This window comes from Pelomonas sp. CA6 (genome assembly GCF_022549225.1).
GTDB lineage: Bacteria > Pseudomonadota > Gammaproteobacteria > Burkholderiales > Burkholderiaceae_C > Roseateles.
The window spans coordinates 95965-113582 of sequence record NZ_JAKZFD010000006.1 but is presented as its reverse complement, the minus strand read 5'-3'; the positions used below and the strand labels follow the sequence as shown (position 1 = coordinate 113582).

At 69.7% G+C, this 17618-nt stretch carries 14 protein-coding genes; 9 read left to right on the top strand and 5 right to left on the bottom strand.

Features of this window, described 5'->3' with window-relative positions; genetic code table 11:
• Nucleotides 1-87 precede the first annotated feature (87 nt).
• From LZ017_RS11885 to LZ017_RS11865, 5 genes are all read right to left on the bottom strand, one after another.
• The gene (locus tag LZ017_RS11885) at nt 88-1440 is read right to left on the bottom strand and encodes a TolC family outer membrane protein (protein ID WP_241397043.1); all 1353 of its coding nucleotides are present in this window, start codon (nt 1438-1440) and stop codon (nt 88-90) included.
• Between the two features lie 36 nt (nt 1441-1476).
• Complete coding sequence (locus LZ017_RS11880) at nt 1477-1803, bottom strand: rhodanese-like domain-containing protein (RefSeq protein ID WP_241397042.1); 327 nt, start codon at nt 1801-1803, stop codon at nt 1477-1479.
• Between the two features lie 12 nt (nt 1804-1815).
• Nucleotides 1816-2466: a protein-L-isoaspartate O-methyltransferase gene (locus LZ017_RS11875; RefSeq protein WP_241397041.1), complete on the bottom strand. Its 651-nt coding sequence runs from the start codon at nt 2464-2466 to the stop codon at nt 1816-1818.
• Nucleotides 2467-2546: 80 nt separating this feature from the next.
• On the bottom strand, nt 2547-3257 hold the full coding sequence (locus tag LZ017_RS11870; RefSeq protein WP_241397040.1) for a TetR/AcrR family transcriptional regulator: 711 nt from the start codon (nt 3255-3257) through the stop codon (nt 2547-2549).
• 63 nt (nt 3258-3320) lie between these two features.
• Nucleotides 3321-4235 carry a LysR family transcriptional regulator gene (locus LZ017_RS11865; protein ID WP_241397039.1) on the bottom strand — a complete coding sequence of 305 codons (915 nt, stop codon included), beginning with the start codon at nt 4233-4235 and terminating at the stop codon, nt 3321-3323.
• A gap of 151 nt (nt 4236-4386) precedes the next feature.
• Between LZ017_RS11865 and LZ017_RS11860 the strand changes: the two genes are divergently transcribed.
• The 9 genes from LZ017_RS11860 to LZ017_RS11820 all read left to right on the top strand — a co-directional run bounded on the left by LZ017_RS11860 (nt 4387) and on the right by LZ017_RS11820 (nt 17611).
• Nucleotides 4387-5757 carry an MFS transporter gene (locus LZ017_RS11860; RefSeq protein WP_241397038.1) on the top strand — a complete coding sequence of 457 codons (1371 nt, stop codon included), beginning with the start codon at nt 4387-4389 and terminating at the stop codon, nt 5755-5757.
• A 16-nt stretch (nt 5758-5773) separates the two neighbouring features.
• Entirely contained in the window at nt 5774-6289 is a 516-nt protein-coding gene (locus LZ017_RS11855; RefSeq protein WP_241397037.1) for a GAF domain-containing protein, read from the top strand.
• Between the two features lie 6 nt (nt 6290-6295).
• Nucleotides 6296-7543: an amidohydrolase family protein gene (locus tag LZ017_RS11850; RefSeq protein WP_241397036.1), complete on the top strand. Its 1248-nt coding sequence runs from the start codon at nt 6296-6298 to the stop codon at nt 7541-7543.
• A 146-nt stretch (nt 7544-7689) separates the two neighbouring features.
• Nucleotides 7690-8856, top strand: a complete 1167-nt coding sequence (locus tag LZ017_RS11845) for a porin (RefSeq protein WP_241397035.1) — start codon at nt 7690-7692, stop codon at nt 8854-8856.
• Between the two features lie 163 nt (nt 8857-9019).
• The gene (gene prsT / locus LZ017_RS11840; RefSeq protein WP_241397034.1) at nt 9020-11845 is read left to right on the top strand and encodes an XrtA/PEP-CTERM system TPR-repeat protein PrsT; all 2826 of its coding nucleotides are present in this window, start codon (nt 9020-9022) and stop codon (nt 11843-11845) included.
• 149 nt (nt 11846-11994) lie between these two features.
• Nucleotides 11995-12846, top strand: coding sequence for a PEP-CTERM sorting domain-containing protein (locus LZ017_RS11835; RefSeq protein WP_241397033.1), 852 nt, complete (start codon nt 11995-11997; stop codon nt 12844-12846).
• 159 nt (nt 12847-13005) lie between these two features.
• The gene (locus LZ017_RS11830) at nt 13006-13830 is read left to right on the top strand and encodes an undecaprenyl-diphosphate phosphatase (RefSeq protein ID WP_241397032.1); all 825 of its coding nucleotides are present in this window, start codon (nt 13006-13008) and stop codon (nt 13828-13830) included.
• 10 nt (nt 13831-13840) lie between these two features.
• On the top strand, nt 13841-14653 hold the full coding sequence (gene map, locus LZ017_RS11825) for a type I methionyl aminopeptidase (RefSeq protein WP_241397031.1): 813 nt from the start codon (nt 13841-13843) through the stop codon (nt 14651-14653).
• A 363-nt stretch (nt 14654-15016) separates the two neighbouring features.
• On the top strand, nt 15017-17611 hold the full coding sequence (locus LZ017_RS11820; RefSeq protein WP_241397030.1) for a [protein-PII] uridylyltransferase: 2595 nt from the start codon (nt 15017-15019) through the stop codon (nt 17609-17611).
• The last annotated feature ends 7 nt before the right edge of the window (nt 17612-17618 follow it).

Below are 17618 nucleotides of genomic sequence, written 5' to 3'. Positions count from 1 at the left end.
GCAGACATGAAAAAGCCCGCCATCGGCGGGCCCAAACCGGCGAAGGCGGCGACTCGCAAGGTCAGGCAAGACCTGACCCCACGGCGCTTACTTCGCCAGCAGCTGGTTGATGGCCGTGACGTCCTCGGGCTTCAGCTGACCCGCGGCCTGGCGCAGCTTGAGGCTGTTCACCAGCACGTCGTAGCGCGCCTTGGCCAGGCTCTGCTGGGTGCTGTAGAGCTGGGTCAGTGCGTTCAGCACGTCCAGGTTGACGCGCACGCCCACCTTGTAGCCGAGCTGCGTGGCCTCCAGCGCCAGCTTGGACGAGGCCTCGGCCGCCTCGTAGGCCTTGACCTGGGCCTGCAGCGACTGCACGCCAAAGAAGGCACGGCGGGTGCCCTCGATCACGCTGCGGCGGGCGAAGTCCAGGTCGTTGCGGGACTTCTCTTCCAGCGCGACGGTTTCCTTGATGCGGTTGGTGACCGCGCCGCCGGTGTACAGCGGCAGCGACAGGCTCACGCCGATGCTGGCGCTGGGCGTGGTGCCGCTCTGGGCCGCGTACAGCGTGCCGCTCTGGCGCAGGGCGCCCAACGAGCCACTCAAGTCCACGGTGGGCAGGTGGCCGGCCTTGGCCTTGTCGATCTCCAGGCGGGCGATGTCCAGTCCCACGCGCGCCTTGCGCACGCCGGGATGCAGCTCCTCGGCCTGTGTCACCCAGGGGTCGACCTCGGCCGGCTGCACGGCCGGCAGCGCCACCGGTTGGGCCAGCGGCTTGGGCTGCACGTTGACGCGCCCCACCAGTTGGTCCAGCGTCACGCGCTTGACGCGCAGGTCGTTGTCGGCGCCCAGCTCGTTGGCCACGGCCAGGTCGTACTTGGCCTGCGCTTCGCGGGTGTCGGTGATGGTGGCGGTGCCGACCTCGAAGTTGCGCTTCGCGGAGGCCAGCTGCTCGGCGATCGCGGTCTTGTTGGCGCGCGAGGTCGCCAGCGTGTCCTGGGCCGCCAGCACGTCGAAATAGGCCTGGGCCACGCGCACGATCAGATCCTGCTCGGCCGACTCCAGGTCGGCGGTGGCGATTTCCAGATTGCGGCGCGCCTGCTCAATGGTGACCGAGTTGCTGCGATTGAACACCGCATACTTCGCCGACAGGCCGGCCTGAGCCTGCGTGCCGCCGAAGCGGTCGCGCGGCAGCGAACCCGGCGGGTCGGTTTCGGTGCGGGTGGCGCTCACGCCCAGCCCCAGCGTCGGGCGGTTCAGCGCCTCGGCCTGGCCGTACTTGTACTGCGCCGAGTCGGCAACGGCGCGCGCACCCAGGTAGGTGGCGTCGAAGGCACGGGCCGCGTCGTACAGCTCCTGCAGGCTCTGCGCCTGGGCACTGCCCAGGGCCAGGCACAGCGCGGCAGCCAGCGAGCTGGCGCGCAAGGCAAGAGATGGGAGAGACGGGCGACGATCTGCGGCCATGAGGCTTCCTTGATGTGACTTGATGGCTTCTTGGTTTCAGTACCTGGGCACCGTGGGGTCGACCTCGCACGACCATGCGTCGATGCCGCCGGCGAGGTTATAGACCGAATCCATCCCTTGTTGCGAAAGAAATGCGACGACCTGCATGCTGCGCATGCCGTGATGGCAATAGCAGACGATGGGCTGCGCAAGACCGGCGAGTTCCGTCCAGCGTCGGCCCAGCTCCTGCATGGGGATGAGCCGCTGTGGCTCCGCGGCGATGCGGGCCAGCTGCGCCTCCCAGGGCTGGCGCACGTCCAGCAGCAGCGGCGGCTGAGGGCTGGCCAGCAAGGCCTGCAGTTCACGCGCGCTGAGCTCCTGCATCGCGGGCCGGCGTCAGAACGAGAAGGCCGGGGCCTGCTCGAATCCGGGCAGACGCGGCGCGACAGTCTCGAACAGCACGGTCTGGCTGCTGCCCTGCGCCGAGCGGTGCAGCAGCTGGGCCTGCATCACCGGCTCATGGCCGACGATGGCGATCAGCCGGCCGCCCGGCTTCAGCTGGTCCACCAGCACCTGGGGCAGCTCGGCCACCGAGCCGGACAGCACGATGACGTCGAACGGCGCCTCGCCCGGCAGGCCCTGGCGGCCATCGGCCTCGATCACCTTGACGTTGACCACGCCGGCCCGGCGCAGCGCCTCGCGGGCCTGGGCGGCGAGTTGGGCATCCGGCTCCAGCGTGTACACCTGCTGGGCGCGGTGGCCCAGCAGCGCGGCCATGTAGCCGCTGCCAGTGCCGATCTCCAGCACTTTCTCGTGGCGCTGCACCTGCAGCTCCTGCAGCAGGCGCGCCTCCACCCGCGGGGGCAGCGTGCGGCGGGTGGCATTCAGCGGCAGCTCGGTGTCGGTGAAGGCCATGTTGCGATAGGCGGCGGGCACGAAGTCCTCGCGCTTGACCACGGCCAGCAGTTCCAGCACCGACGGGTCGAGCACGTCCCAGGGGCGGATCTGCTGCTCGATCATGTTGAAACGGGCTTGTTCGAAGTTCATTTCTCGTCCTCTCGTTGGGCGCGCTCCGCGCGGCCCTGGGGATGCCATGACCCAAGGGGTGCCATGGCCCGGCCGGCATTCTAAGGAATGCCCGCCCCGCCCTCGCCCGGCGGGTCGGTCGGCTGTCGCATGCGCACGGCAGCGGGCATCTGTCCAGGGTCGCGGAGCAGTCCTCGCAGCATCAGTTCCATCTGTGTCGCCAGCACCAGGTCCGGGTCGGGCTTGGGGCCATGACCCAGCCCGCAGGCGCCGATGGAATGCTGGTGCATCACCAGGTGCAGCACCGGGCCGATCAGCACATGCACGGTGGACTCCACGTCCACCGGGCGGAACTCGCCGCGCGCCACGCCGCGTTGCAGCACCTCGGCCAGCAGCGCGCAGAAGGGCAGGATCACCTCGTCCACATAGAAGCGGGTCAGCTCCGGGAAGTTGCGCGCCTCGCTGACCATGATCTTCATGATGCCGCCCACCGGCGTGCAGCCCATGCGCTGCCACCACTCGTGCATGACCCAGACCAGCAGCTCGGCCATGGGGCCCTGGTGGCGCGCCAGTTCCTCGGCCCCCTCGGCGATCTTGGCCGCCAGCGATTCGCGCACCACCGCCTTGAACAACTCTTCCTTGGAGGGGTAGTACAGGTACAGCGTCCCTTTGGAAACGCCGGCCCGCGCGGCCACCTCCTCGGAACGGGTGGCGGCAAAGCCCTTCTCGACGAACAGGGCCAGCGCCGCGTCCAGGAGTTCCTGGGGGCGGGCCTCCTTGCGGCGCTGACGGGGACTGGCGGGGCTGCTCATCGAATAATGACCAATTGGTCAGTAATGTAGAAGAGCCCGGGGCCAGGGTCAATCCTGGCGCTCTCAGTCGCGAGCGAAGAGCGCCACCACCGCCTCCCTGACCCACTGATGCAGCGCCGAGCTGTCGTGGCGCTCGTGCCAGAACAGCTCGACCGTGCGCGATGGCGCCGCCAGCGGCGGCGGCACGCGGCGCAGGCCCGCCATGTTGAAGACCTCCAGCCCTCGGGACCAGGGCAGCACGGCGATCAGGTCCGAGCGTCGCACCACCTCATAGGCGCTCGCATAGTGGCTCACCGTCGACACCCGCCGTCGCTCCAGCCCGCGGCTGTGCAGCACGCGGTCATAGATGACGTTCGTCGTGCCCTCCAGGCTGACGTCGACCTGGGGCGCGTCGAGGAATTTCCTCAGCGGGATCCTGGCGTAGGCAGCCAGCGCATGGTTCTTGCGCATGAAACAGAAGAAGTCCACCGTCCACAGCCGACGCGAGCGCAGATAGGCCGGTCGTTGGATGTCGTCGCTGTAGGCACCGATCGCGAAGTCGGCGCGGCCGTCGCTCAAGGTCTGGCAGAAGTCCATCACCGTGCCGGCCACGGCATGGCAGCGCACGCCCGGCGCATGCCGGCCCAGGTGCTCCAGCAGGCCGGGCGCCACGAGACAGCTGACGTAGTCCGACATGGCCACGCGCAACTCCGCGCGGCAGCTCGCGGCCTCGAAGCTCGCCCCTTCGATGGAGTCGCGCACCACTTGCAGCGACATCGCCAATGGGCCCCACAGCTCGGTTGCCCGCCGCGTCGGGGCCACGCCGGCCCCCTGGCGCACGAACAAGGGATCCTCGAAGGTCTCGCGCAGGCGGCGCAGTGCATTGCTGACGGCGGGCTGGCTCAGCGACAGCTTGTCGGCCGCGCGGGTCACGCTGCCCTCGGTCATCAGGGCTTCGAACACCTTCAGCAGGTTGAGGTCGGCGGAACGGTAGCTCATGGCGCCAGGGTGGCTTGCTTCGCCCATCCGGACAAGCATTCACCGCATGAATGTATCAAATTCCAACTATAAATTATTAAAAATGAAACAACCTCCCTAGGATCGCGTCCAAAGAAGTCGGCCCTCGCACCGGCTCGTTTGGAGACTGCCAATGACCATGATCTCTGCCCGCATCGAGCGGCTGCCGTTCTCGGGATTCCACCGCAAGCTGCTGCTGGCTGGCGGCCTGGGCTACACCTTTGACGCGATGGATGCCGCCATCATCGCCTTCGTGCTGCCGGTGCTGCGCAGCGCCTGGGCGCTGTCCAGCCTGCAGCTCGGCATCATGGCCAGCGCCGGCTTCGTGGGCTTCTTCTTCGGCGCCCTGGCCGCCGGCACCTTGGGCGACCTGATCGGCCGCCGCGCCGTGATGATGTCGGCTCTGGTCGTCTATTGCCTGGCTTCGGCGCTGAGCGCGATGACCCAGGACTGGACCAGCTTTCTGGGGCTGCGCATCGTCGCCGGGCTGGGCTGCGGCGCCGAGAGCGTGATCATCGCGCCCTATCTGTCGGAGTTCGTCGCGCGCCGCTACCGGGGCGCGTTCACGGGAACGCTGGCCGGCTTCTTCTCGTTCGGCTTCGTCGCCGCGGCCCTGCTGGGCTATCTGGTCGTCCCGGCTCACGCCGAGGGATGGCGCATCGTCATCTTCATCACGGCCCTGCCGGTGCTGATGCTGCTTTGGTGGCGCCGCACGCTGCCGGAGTCGCCGCGCTGGCTGGAGAGCCAGGGCCGCGTCGCCGAGGCCGAGGCGGTTGTCCAGGCGATGGAGCGCTCGGTCGAAGGCCGCGGCGCCACGCTGCGTCCGCTGGACGCGCAGGAGGTGGCCGCCAGCGCGCCCAGCACCACACAAGGCTCGGTGCTGCGGAACTACGCGACCCTGGTGGCTCGCGGCCTGCGCCGCACCACGGTGATGACCTGGCTGATGTGGGCATCCATGACCTTCAGCTACTACGCCTTCTTCACCTGGATCCCCAGCCTGCTGGTGCAAAGCGGCATGACCATCACCAAGAGCTTCGGCTATTCGCTGGTGATCTACATCGCCCAGGTGCCCGGCTATTTCACCGCCGCGTGGATGAACGAGCGCATCGGCCGGCAGGCCACCATCGTCTCCTACATGCTGCTGGGCGGTCTGTGCGCGCTGGGCCTGGCGCTCACGCGCAGCGAAAGCCAGATCATGCTGATCGGCGTGCTGCTGTCCTTCTTCATGAATGGCGCCTACGCCGGCATCTATGCCTACACGCCGGAAGTCTTTCCCACCCATGTCCGCGCCACCGGTTCGGGCCTGGCCTCGGGCATCGGGCGCATCGGCGGCATCGCGGCGCCGGTGCTGGTGGGCCTGGTCTACCCCAGCCTGGGCTTTGCCGGCGTGTTCGGCATGACCACGGCGGTGCTGCTGTTCGGCTCGGCCGCGGTGCTGATCCTGGGCGTGCCCACGCAAGGCCGATCGCTGGAGACGATCACCTCCGGCACGTTCACGGGCTGAGCACCGGAGCCCCGCCATGAACCACAGCTCCGAATCCATGCCCGTGGCCTGGCTGTCCCGGGTCGCGCAATCCCATGCGCAACAGGGGCGCCACCCAGGCGCGGTCTTTGAAGCACTCAACGAGGCGGCGGCGGCGGTGCTGGGCCACCGGCTGTTCACGGTGTTGCGCTTCGACCGCCACGCGCGCCAGGCGCAGCGCGTCTACACCAGCCAGCCCGACGCCTATCCCCTGAACGGCAGCAAGCCAATCGCCGATTCGCCGTGGGTGGCCCAGGTGCTGGAGCGCGGCGAGCCCTACATCGCCCGCGACGCCGACGACATTCGCGCCACCTTTGCAGACCATGCGCAGATCCTGTCGCTGGGCTGCGCCAGCGCGCTGAACCTGCCGGTGTGCTGGCAGGGCGAAACCCTGGGCACGTTGAACCTGCTGCACCAGGAGGGCTGGTACCGCCCCGCCCATCTGGCCTTCGGCCTGGTGCTGGCCCAACTCGCCCTGCCCGCGCTGCGGGCGCCCGCAAGAGCCTGTTTCTGAACCTCCATGATCCGCAACACCACACTGATCAAGAACGCCCGGCTGCTCGACCCCCTGCAGGCGGAGCTGCTGGACCGCCACGACCTGCTGATCGAGGGCGACACGATTCGCGAGGTCTCCGACCGTCCCCTGGCGGCGGGCCATGCCCGCGTCATCGACGCCGGCGGCAGGACGGTGATGCCGGGGCTGATTGACCTGCATGTGCATGTGATCGCGGTGGAGCTGAACCTGGCACTGCAGGCGCATCTGCCCAATGTCCTGGTGACCTTGCGCAGCGTGCCCATCCTGCGGGGCATGCTGCGGCGCGGCTTCACCACCGTGCGCGACGCGGGCGGCGCCGGGGCCGCGTTCAAGCAGGCGATGGAGGCCGGCTTGATCCAGGGCCCGCGGCTCTTCGTGTCGGGCCGCGCGCTGAGCCAGACGGGCGGGCATGGCGACGCGCGCGCCCGCTCGGACTACCTCACCGCCGCCAGCCTCTGCCCCAATTGCGCGCGCGTCGGCGAGATCGCGCGCGTCGCCGACGGCGTGGACGCGGTGCGCAAGGCCGCGCGCGAGGAACTGCAGATGGGCGCCGACCAGATCAAGATCATGGCGTCGGGCGGCGTGGCCTCGCCCACCGATCCCATCGAGGCCTTCGGCTACAGCGAGGACGAGATCCGCGCCATCGTCGCCGAAGCGGCGGGCCGCCAGACCTATGTGCTCGCGCACGCCTACACGCCGGCCACCATCGCGCGGGCCGCGCGCTGCGGCGTCCGCAGCATCGAGCATGCCAACCGGGTCGACGCCCAGAGCGCCGGCGTGATGGCCCAGTGCGGCACCTACGCGGTGCCCACGCTGGTCACCTATGACGCGCTGGCAACCGAAGGCGCCTCGCTGGGGCTGCCGCCGGCCAGCGTCGCCAAGGTGGCCGAGGTGCGCGATGCCGGGCTGCGCGCGCTGGAGATCCTCAAGGCCGCCGGTGTGCCGATGGGCTTCGGCACCGACCTGCTCGGGGCCTCTCACCGGCTGCAGAGCGACGAGTTCCGTTTGCGCACCCAGGTGCTGTCGCCGGCCGAGGTGATCGCCAGCGCCACGGTGGTCGGCGCCGAGCTGCTGGGCATGGGCCAGCGGCTGGGACGCCTCGCGCCGGGCGCGCTCGCGGACTTGCTGCTGGTGGATGGCAATCCGCTGCGCAGCATCGACTGCCTGCTCGGCCAGGGCGAGCACATCCCCCTGGTCATGAAAGGGGGCGTCGTGGAGTTCCAGGCCCTGTGACCCGGCGCGCCGGGGCCTGACACCTGGCGCCCGGCACCCGTACCGAGATGCCGATGCAGTGCCCGCCACAAGCCCTCAGGGCCCCGTGGCGGCGGGAGCCTGGGCGTGTCCGTGCACTTTCTCAACCCCTCACTGGAGACAACGCGATGAAGAATTCCAAGCTGCGCCGCCCCCGGCGCCACGCCTCGCTGGGCCTGCTGCCCCTGCTGCTGGCCCTGCAGGGCACACCGGCCCAGGCGCAAACCCTGTCCCTCTACGGACTCGTCGACGCCGCCATCACGGCCACCAGCACCGGCGCGCCCGGCGGTGCCAGCGTCAAGGGCGTGGGCTCGGGCGTGCTCGCGGCCTCGCGCTGGGGCCTGCGCGGCGGCGAGGAACTGGGTCATGGCGTCAAGGCCTTCTTCACGCTCGAAGCCGGGCTGGACATGGACACCGGCGCGGCCAAGCCCTATGCCGGCAACCCGGCCACGGCCACGCCTCAGGCGCCCAATGGCGGGGTCGGGACGGGCTTCAACCGGCGCGCCATCGTGGGACTGGAGAGCAGCACCTACGGCTCGCTGAGCCTGGGGCGCGACTACACCCCACTGTTCTATGCCGGACTGGAGTCCGACATCTTCCGCTTCGGGCTGTTCGGCAACCTGCAGGCGATCGTGCCGCTGGCCGGCGGGGTCGAGCGCTGGGCACGCGTCAGCAATGCGCTGTTCTACCGCTCGCCATCCTGGGACGGCCTCAGCGGGCGCGTCGCCTACAGCCTGGGTTCCGAGAGTGCTGGCGGCGATGCGGCCAGCCCGCCCCGCCATGCCAACGAGTTCGTCGGCCTGGGTGTCGACTACACGACGGAGCGACTCAGCCTGAACGCGTCCTACCAGGCGCTGACCTATCCCGTGGTCGGCGGCTCGCCATCGGCCTTCACCGGTGCGACGGCCCAACGCAAGGACCTGCTGCTGGGCGCGCGCTACACGCTGGGCGCGCTCACCGTCGCCGGCGGCTACTGGCAGGTCGGCGCGCCTCAGCGCGCCCGCAACGCCTGGTTGGGTGCCTCGGTCAGCATGGGCCAGATCCTGCTGCTGGGGCAGTTGCAGCGCCTGCATCAGGACGGTCCGGCCGGCACCGCCGCGCGCAAGGGCACGGTGCTGGGGCTGGGCACCCTCTACAGCCTGTCCAAACAGACGGTCGTGTATGCCAACTATGGCCGGTTGTTCAACGGCGCGAATGCATCCTTCAGCCTCTACGCCAGCGATGCGCTGGTGGCCGCCGCCCAGCCGGGCGCCGACCCCAGGGGCCTGGCGGTCGGTGTGCGCCAGTCGTTCTGAGTGACCGTCTCCGACGTCGAAGCCACGCGGAGGCAGCCCCCGGCGAGCGGCTCGTGGCCTTTTGGAAGACGACGCCGCGGCCAGGGAATAAATCACCGTTCGGCCGTGACGCCCCCTCAAGCGAGCGTCCGGCCGCGCGCGGTGATCCCGGATACTGCCGCCCATGCTTGAGAGACCGCGCCTACGTTCCTCCCGCCCGTCCCCCCCCCTGCTGCGCGCCAGCGCCTGCGCCGCGCTGTTGGCCCTGTCGGGCTGGGCCGGGGCCACGCCCGACAAGGCGGCCCGCTTCTACGAAGACGCGCTGCAGCGCTACGAGTCCAAGGACCTGCCCGGCGCCGCGATTCAGCTGAAGAACGCGATCCGCGAGGACCAGCGCCTGCTCGCCGCCCATCTGCTGCTGGGCAAGGTGCTGCTGCGCTCCGGCGAACTGCGCGCCGCCGAAGCCGCGTTCGAGGAGGCGCGCAAGCAGGGCGTCAGCCGCAGCGAGCTGATGCTGCCGCTGGGCGAGCTGTACACGCTGCTGGGCGAACGCAAGAAGCTGCTCGCCGAAATCTCCCCCGCCGGCCTGCCGCCCAACCTCCAGGCCGAGGTGCTGACGCTGCGCGGCTCGGCCCAGGCGCTGCAGGGCGATGCGGCCGAGGCGCGGCGCAGCTTCACCGAGGCGCGCGCCGCCGCGCCGCGTTCGCCGGTGCCCTTGATCGCCGAGGCGCCGCTGCTGCTGCGCCAGGGCGAGCGCGAACCCGCCAAGGCCGCGGCCCGCAAGGCCACCGAACTGGCGCCGCAAAGCGCCGCCGCCTGGTACACGCTGGGCTCCATGCTGCACGCCACCGGCGACCTCAAGGGGGCGCTGGCCGCCCACGACCAGGCGCTGAAGCTGGAACCGCGCCATGTCGATGCCCTGGTCTCGCGCGCAGCCGTGCTGCTGACCCTGGGCCGCGAGGCCGACGCCGAACGCGACCTCGCCCAGCTCAAGACCTGGGACCTGCGCGACCCGCGCGCCTCCTACATGCGCGCCACGCTGCTGGAGCGCCGCAAGGACCCGGCCGCGCGTGCCGCCTACGAAGAGGCGGCCAGCCTGCTCGATGCCGTGCCGCCCGGCGCGCTGCAGGCCAGCGAACCGCTGCTGCTGGCCGGCGCGCTGGCGCAGAACGCGCTGGACAACGGCGAAAAGGCGCGCGAGCTGCTGAAGTCGCTGCTCAGCCTCAACCCGCGCCACTATGCCGGCCAGCTGCTGCTGGCCTCCATCGCCGTGCGCGCGCAGGACTACAACGTGGCCCAGCCGCTGCTGGAAAACCTGCAGCGCGCCGACCCCAGCGACACCCGCGTGATGTACCTGCTGGGCACGGTGCAGATGGCGCGCAAGCGCTATCTGCAGGCCAGTGAACTGCTGGAAAAGGCCGTAGCCCAGGGGGGCGCCCCCGAAGCCATGCAGGCGCTGGGCTTCAGCCAGCTCGCGCTGGGACAAGGCCGCGAAGGCCTGGCCAACCTGGAAAAGGCTTTCGCCGCCAACGTCGCCGATGCGCGCGCCGGCATGCAGCTGACCATGATTTACGCCAGCCAGGGCCAGACCGCCAAGGCAGTGCAGACGGCGGAGTCGCTGCTCAAGCGCGATCCAGCCAACCTGGCCTTGCTGAACTTCCTCGGCAACATGAAGGGCCGCATCGGCGACAAACGCGGCGCCCGCGAGGCCTTCGAGCAGGTGCTCAAGAAGGACCCGTCCTTCCGCCCCTCGGTGCAGAGCCTGGCCTGGCTGGACATGGAGGAACGCCGCTTCGACGCCGCGCGCGCGCGGCTGGCGCCGCTGCTGGCCGCCAACCGCGACGACGCCGAGATCCTCTTCCAGACCGGCGTGCTGGAATACCGCGCCGGACGGCTGGAGCAGGCCCAGCCGCTGCTGGAGCGCGCCAGTGAGCTGCAGCGCGGCGACCCGCGCGCCGGCCTCGCGCTGATCGAAGTGCTGAATGAGCAGCGCCAGAGCGCCAAGGCGCTGGAAGCCGCCAAGGCCCTGGGCGCCAAATACCCCAGCCACCTGACCGTGCAGGTGGCGGAGGCACGCGCCTATCTGGCCGCCGGCGATGCGCGCAATGCCCGGCTGCGCCTGCAGGAGGCGACCAAGCTGGCCGAGTTCGACGCCGGCAAGCAGACCGCGATCGGCCGGCTGCAGCTCGCCGCCGGCAACCTGGACGGCGCCGAGTACAACGTGCAGAAGGCGCTGCAGGCCAGCCCCGACGACCTGGGCGCGCTGACCCTGCGCGTCGAGATCGCGGCCAAGCGTGGCCAGCCGGCCAAGGTCGACAGCGCGCTGGCCGCCCTCAATGCCAAGCACGCGGGCAGCGTGCCGGCGCTGATCACCAGCGGCCATGTCGCGATGTCGCGCGGCCTGTTCCCCGCCGCGCTGAACAGTTATCGCGGCGCGATGGACAAGGCACCCAACACCGCCACGGCCATCCTCGTGACCCAGGCCCAGCTGGCCGCGGGCGACCTGCCCAAGGCCCTCGCCTTCATCGAGGGATGGAGCGCCAAGAACCCGGCCGACCGCAATGCCCTCAAGGCCGTCGCGGAACTGCAGGTGCTGGCGGGCCGCCACGACGCGGCCAAGGCCTCGCTGCAGCGCCTGCTGGCCGCGGAGCCGGGCAACGCCTCGCTGATGAGCCGCCAGGCCCAGGTGCTGCAGCAGCTCAAGGACCCCGGTGCCCAGGCTTTGGCCGAGAAGGCCCTGGCCGCCGCGCCGGACGACCCCGAGGTGGCCGACGCCCTGGGTTGGATCCTGGTGCAGCGGGGCGACCCGTCGGGCGCACTGCGCCACCTGCGCGCCGCGCGCCTGCGCAACCCGGCGCAGATGGACATCCGCTTCCACCTCGCCAGCGCGCTGGCCCAGGTCGGCCGCAAGGCCGAGGCCAGGGAGGAGCTGGCCGTGGTCGTCGCCAACGCCGGTGGGCGCGCGCTGCCGCCGGCCGTCCAACAGCTGCGCAAGGATCTGGGACTGTGATCTCGTCCACACAAACCCCGCATCGGCGCCACAGCCCCCCGGGTCGTGGGGTTGTGGGCGATCTACGACTTGTTACGCTTGCGCCCCAGCTGCGACCGGTCCGTGCCGGCCGCCGCCCGACTCCAGACCGACACCAGGGAGAAGAACACATGCCCGCCATTGCCGCGCCGACCAAGACTGCCGTCCAACTGCTGCTGGCCATGGGCTTCGCCCTCGGGGCCCTGCAGGCTCAGGCGGGCAACGCCAACCTCAGCAGCGCCAACCAGACCAAGGGCACCAGCGCCACCGTCTACTTCGGCGACAGCTCGCGCTCGGCGAGCTTCCGCTCCCAGAAGGTCACCGACACCAGCAGCAATGAATCCTTCTGGGTCTATTGCGTGGACCCGCTGACCAGCACCGACCTGCCCTCGTCCTACACGACCATGAGCCTGTCGGACTGGCTGACACCCACCGGCTCCAGCGAATACAAGGCCCAGTTCTCGCAGGGTAGCTACACCAGCAGCACCTACACCAACCCGGCGTCGGGCAACAAGTACATCGCTCGCAACGAGGCCACCGTGCTGTCCAAGCTGACCGAGCTGTACGCGCATGCCTACGCCGAGGCCGACCCCACCAAGTCGGGCAACGACACCAAGGTCGCCGCCTTCCAGTGGGCGGTGTGGGAGCTCGAAGGCGAGAGCAACTACAGCAGCACCGCCGGCGGCCTGCGCTTCAATACCGCGGCCGCCACGCCCAACGCGTCGCTGAAGACCCAGGTCGACGCCTATCTGAGCGCCCTGGCCTCCGGCAACTGGAGCAACGTCAACGGCACCGACCTGTCGGCCACGACCAACTACACCTACACGGTCTACCAGAGCAACAACTTCGCCTCGCAGTCCTTCCTGCGCGTGACCGCCGCCGGCAACAGCAACAACGTGCCCGAGCCGGGCTCGCTGGCCCTGGCCGGCATGGCGCTGTTCGGCGTCTTCAGCCTGCGCCGCAAGGGCGGCAGCACCCGCTGAACCCGGGTTTGCGATGACACCACAGCCAGCCCGCGGGGCTGGCTTTTTTTCGCCGCGGCCCGGCCCGTGGGCGCATGCCCGCGCGGTCGCGCCGCTATGATCCGCGCTCGCCGGCCGCCCTGGGCCGTCTGAAGTTCCATTCGCTAGGAGGTCCGTGTCTTGGACGTCGTGCTGTTGATCAAGGCCGCCCTGATGGGCATCGTCGAAGGCCTGACCGAATTCCTGCCCATTTCCTCCACCGGCCACCTGATCCTCGCGGGCTCGCTGCTCGGCTTCGACGACGACAAGAGCAAGGTCTTCGACATCGCGATCCAGACCGGCGCCATCCTGGCGGTGATCATCGTCTACTGGCAGCGGCTGCGCGACACGGCGGCCGGCCTGGGCAGCGACGCGCGCGCGCGCCGCTTCGTGCTCAATGTCGCGATCGGCTTCCTGCCCGCCGTGGTGCTGGGCCTGCTGTTCGGCAAGGCGATCAAGGCCCATCTGTTCACGCCCACCGTGGTCGCCTCCACCTTCATCCTGGGCGGCCTGATCATCCTGTGGGCGGAGCGCCGTCCGCCGTCGGCCGTGCGCGTGCAGGACGTGGACCAGATGGGGCCGCTGGACGCGCTGAAGGTGGGGCTGGTGCAGTGCCTGGCCATGGTGCCGGGGACCAGCCGCTCCGGCGCCACCATCATCGGCGGCATGCTGCTGGGCCTGTCGCGCAAGGCGGCCACCGACTTCTCCTTCTTCCTCGCCATCCCGACGCTGATCGGCGCCGGGCTGTACAGCCTCTACAAGGAGCGCGCGCTGCTGTCGGCCGCGGACATCCCGCTGTTCGGCGTGGGCCTGCTGTTCTCCTTCGTCAGTGCCTGGATCTGCGTGCGCTGGCTGCTGCGCTACATCTCCTCGCACAGCTTCGTGCCCTTCGCCTGGTACCGCATCGCCTTCGGCATCGTGGTCTTGGCCACGGCCTGGAGCGGACTGGTGGTGTGGGCCGACTAAAATCAAGCCCATGACGATCACGATCAAGACCGGCGCCGACATCGACGCCATGCGCGTTGCCGGCCGTCTGGCCTCCGAAGTGCTGGACATGCTGACGCCGCATGTGAAGCCCGGGGTCACGACGCAGCAGCTGGACGACCTCGCACGCCACCACATCCTCGAGGTGCAGGGCGCGATCTCGGCCACCATTGGCTACCAGCCGCCCGGCTACCCGCCCTTCCCCGCGGCGATCTGCACCTCGGTCAACCACCAGGTCTGCCACGGCATTCCCAACGACCGGCCGCTGAAGAACGGCGACATCGTCAACATCGACGTTACCGTGATCAAGGATGGCTGGCACGGTGACACCAGCCGCATGTTCATCGTCGGCGAGGGCTCCATCGCCGCCAAGCGCCTGTGCAGCTTCACCTACGAAGCCATGTGGCGCGGCATCGCCAAGGTCAAGCCCGGCGCGCGCCTGGGCGACATCGGCCATGCGATCCAGACTTTTGCCGAGAACGCCGGTTTCTCCGTCGTGCGCGAATTCTGCGGCCATGGCATCGGGAAGAAATTCCACGAAGAGCCGCAGGTGCTGCACTACGGCCGCCCGGGCACGCTGGAAGAGCTGGTGCCCGGCATGGTGTTCACCATCGAGCCCATGATCAACGCCGGCCGCCGCGAGATCCGCGAGATGGGTGACGGCTGGACCATCGTCACCAAGGATCGTTCGTTGTCGGCGCAATGGGAACACACCATCGTCGTCACCGACACCGGCTATGACGTGCTCACCCTGTCGGCCGGCAGCCCGCCACCGCCGGCCTTCATCACGGCCACGCGGACCTAGTCAGCTTGTGCCGCCCGTCCAAGGAGTACCTTGGCCGGCCCTCAGGGGCGGCGATGACGGCGGCATTCAGCCATCGGTAGCGAGCGGCGGCATGAGGCCCAGCGTGGCGTCGAGCCATCCCCGGCGCGCGACTGATCTCCGGAACGGCGGAGTCGCCCCGGTGGTCGTCGGACCACGCCTCGGAGCCCGGCGCCAGCCTCGGTCGAATCGAATTCCTGGCCCTCTTTGGGGCTCCTTGTCCTGGACCCGCAGGAACAGGAACTCGCCGGCCAGAGCAAGACCCGGCGGCCCCTGCGCACAGCGCGGCAAGCCAAGGCCGGCCGCCCAGCCCCACCAAACTCCATGCCATGGAGCCATGCCGCCATGAGCCCTCCCCACGTCGCCCTGAGCGAACTCCGCCAGCACTTCAAGAGCGGCAAGGCCGAACTGCTGGAGCGCTTCGCGCAGGCCAAGCCCAGCGCCGCCGCGGCGCAGACGCTGATGCGGCGGCTGGCGCGCCATGTGGACGCCACGCTGCAGCAGCTCTGGGCCCAGGCCGGCATGCCGGCCGACGCGGCCCTGGTGGCCGTGGGCGGCTACGGCCGCGGCGAGCTCTTCCCCCATTCCGACGTGGACGTGCTGCTGTTGCTGCCCGACGGCCTGGAAGCCCACCAGCCCGGACCGCTGAAGGCCGCGCTGGAAGCCTTCATCACCGCCTGCTGGGATACCGGGCTGGAGATCGGGTCGTCGGTGCGCACCCTGCGGGAATGCCTGGACGAGGCGGCCGGCGACGTCACCATCCAGACCGCGCTGCTGGAATCGCGCTGGCTGGCCGGCGCGCGGCCGCTGGTGCGGCGCTTCGAGCGTGAGTTCATGCAGGCGCTGGACGCGCGCGCCTTCCTGCGCGCGAAGACGCTGGAGATGCGCCAGCGCCACACCAAGTTCGAGGAAACGCCCTACGCGCTGGAGCCCAACTGCAAGGAAAGCCCCGGCGGGCTGCGCGACCTGCAGGTGCTGATCTGGATCGCGCGCGGAGCCCAGCTGGGCAAGACCTGGCCCCAGCTCGCCGCCAAGGGACTGATCACCGCCTTCGAAAGCCGCCAGCTGCAGCGCAACGAGAACCTGCTCAAGCTCATCCGCTGCCGCCTGCACCTGATCGCCGGGCGGCGCGAAGACCGCCTGGTCTTCGACCTGCAGACCGCCGTCGCGCAGAGCTTCGGCTATGTCGCCAGCCCGGGGCAGCGCGCCTCGGAGCAGCTGATGCGGCGCTACTACTGGGCCGCGAAGGCGGTCGCCCAGCTCAACCAGATCCTGATGCAGAACCTGGAGGAGCGCATCCTGGGCACCCAGGAAAATGCGCTGCGTCCGCTCAACGAGCGCTTCCTGGACCGCGGCGGCATGCTGGAGGTGGCCAGCGACGATGTCTACCAGCGCGACCCGCACGCCATCCTGGAAACCTTCCTCGTCTTCCAGCAGACGCCCGGCATCAAGGGCCTGTCGGCGCGCACGCTGCGCGCGCTCTACAACGCGCGCGCGCTGATGAACAGCAGCTTCAGGCGCGACCCGGACAACCGGCGCATGTTCATGCGCATCCTGGAACAGCCCCAGGGCCAGACCCATGTATTCCGGCTGATGAACCAGACCTCGGTGCTGGGCCGCTATCTGTGGGTGTTCCGGCGCATCGTCGGGCAGATGCAGCACGACCTGTTCCACGTCTACACGGTGGACCAGCACATCCTGATGGTGCTGCGCAACATCCGGCGCTTCTTCATTCCCGAGCATGTGCACGAGTACCCGTTCTGCTCGCAGCTCGCCGCGCAGTTCGACAAGCCCCAGCTGCTCTACATCGCCGCGCTGTTCCACGACATCGCCAAGGGCCGCGGCGGCGACCATTCCGAGCTCGGCGCCACCGAAGTGCGGCGCTTCTGCCGCGAGCACGGGCTGGAACGCGCGGACCGCGAGCTGGTGGAGTTCCTGGTCGCGCAACACCTGACCCTCTCAAGGGTGGCGCAGAAGGAAGACCTGTCCGACCCCGAGGTGATCACCGAGTTCGCCGGACTGGTGCGCGACGAGCGCCACCTGACTGCCCTGTACCTGCTCACCGTGGCCGACATCCGCGGCACCAGCCCCAAGGTCTGGAACGCCTGGAAGGGCAAGCTACTGGAAGACCTGTACCGGCTGACGCTGCGCGCGCTGGGCGGCGCCAAGCCCAACCTGGACGCCGAGATCGAAACGCGCAAGCAGGAGGCACGCCAGCAGCTGGCCTTGCTGTCCATGCTGCCCGGCACCGAGGCGCCGCTGTGGAACACGCTGGCGATCAGCTACTTCGCGCGCCACGACGCGCAGGACCTGGCCTGGCATGCGCGCGCGCTGTGGCGCCATGTGCAGAGCGAGGCGCCGGTGGTGCGCGCGCGCCCCTCGCCGGTGGGCGAAGGCCTGCAGGTGCTGGTCTATGCGCGCGACCAGCAGGACCTGTTCGCGCGCCTCTGCGGCTACTTCGACGGCGCCGGCTTCAACATCCTGGACGCCAAGGTCCACACCACGCGCAGCGGCTACGCGCTGGACACCTTCCAGGTGATCGCGTCGGACCTGGACCTGAACCACCGCGACCTCGCGTCGCTGGTCGAGACCAAGCTGGCCCAGGTGCTGACGCAGCAGGCGCCGCTGCCGGAGCCGCGGCGCGGACGGTTGTCGCGCCGCGTCAAGAGCTTCCCCTATCCCGCGCGCGTCTCGCTGCGTCCGGACGAGCGCGCGCAGGCCTGGCTGCTGTCCGTGTCGGCCACCGACCGTGCCGGTCTGCTCTACGCCATCGCGCGCGTGCTGGCCCAGCACGGCATCAACCTGCAGCTGGCCAAGATCTCCACCTTGGGCGAGCGCGTCGAGGACACCTTCCTGGTCGATGGCCCCGCGCTGCAGCAGAACCGGCTACAGCTGCAGATCGAGAACGAGCTGCTGGACGCCGTCGCCCTTCCCTCCTGAACCAGAG

Coding starts and splice junctions, on each gene's coding strand:
- LZ017_RS11850 (WP_241397036.1), top strand. CDS start 6,296: ATGATCCGCAACACCACACTGATCAAGAACGCCCGGCTGCTCGACCCC.
- LZ017_RS11880 (WP_241397042.1), bottom strand. CDS start 1,803: ATGCAGGAGCTCAGCGCGCGTGAACTGCAGGCCTTGCTGGCCAGCCCT.
- prsT (WP_241397034.1), top strand. CDS start 9,020: ATGCTTGAGAGACCGCGCCTACGTTCCTCCCGCCCGTCCCCCCCCCTG.
- LZ017_RS11820 (WP_241397030.1), top strand. CDS start 15,017: ATGAGCCCTCCCCACGTCGCCCTGAGCGAACTCCGCCAGCACTTCAAG.
- LZ017_RS11875 (WP_241397041.1), bottom strand. CDS start 2,466: ATGAACTTCGAACAAGCCCGTTTCAACATGATCGAGCAGCAGATCCGC.
- LZ017_RS11855 (WP_241397037.1), top strand. CDS start 5,774: ATGAACCACAGCTCCGAATCCATGCCCGTGGCCTGGCTGTCCCGGGTC.
- map (WP_241397031.1), top strand. CDS start 13,841: ATGACGATCACGATCAAGACCGGCGCCGACATCGACGCCATGCGCGTT.
- LZ017_RS11870 (WP_241397040.1), bottom strand. CDS start 3,257: ATGAGCAGCCCCGCCAGTCCCCGTCAGCGCCGCAAGGAGGCCCGCCCC.
- LZ017_RS11885 (WP_241397043.1), bottom strand. CDS start 1,440: ATGGCCGCAGATCGTCGCCCGTCTCTCCCATCTCTTGCCTTGCGCGCC.
- LZ017_RS11845 (WP_241397035.1), top strand. CDS start 7,690: ATGAAGAATTCCAAGCTGCGCCGCCCCCGGCGCCACGCCTCGCTGGGC.
- LZ017_RS11860 (WP_241397038.1), top strand. CDS start 4,387: ATGACCATGATCTCTGCCCGCATCGAGCGGCTGCCGTTCTCGGGATTC.
- LZ017_RS11865 (WP_241397039.1), bottom strand. CDS start 4,235: ATGAGCTACCGTTCCGCCGACCTCAACCTGCTGAAGGTGTTCGAAGCC.
- LZ017_RS11835 (WP_241397033.1), top strand. CDS start 11,995: ATGCCCGCCATTGCCGCGCCGACCAAGACTGCCGTCCAACTGCTGCTG.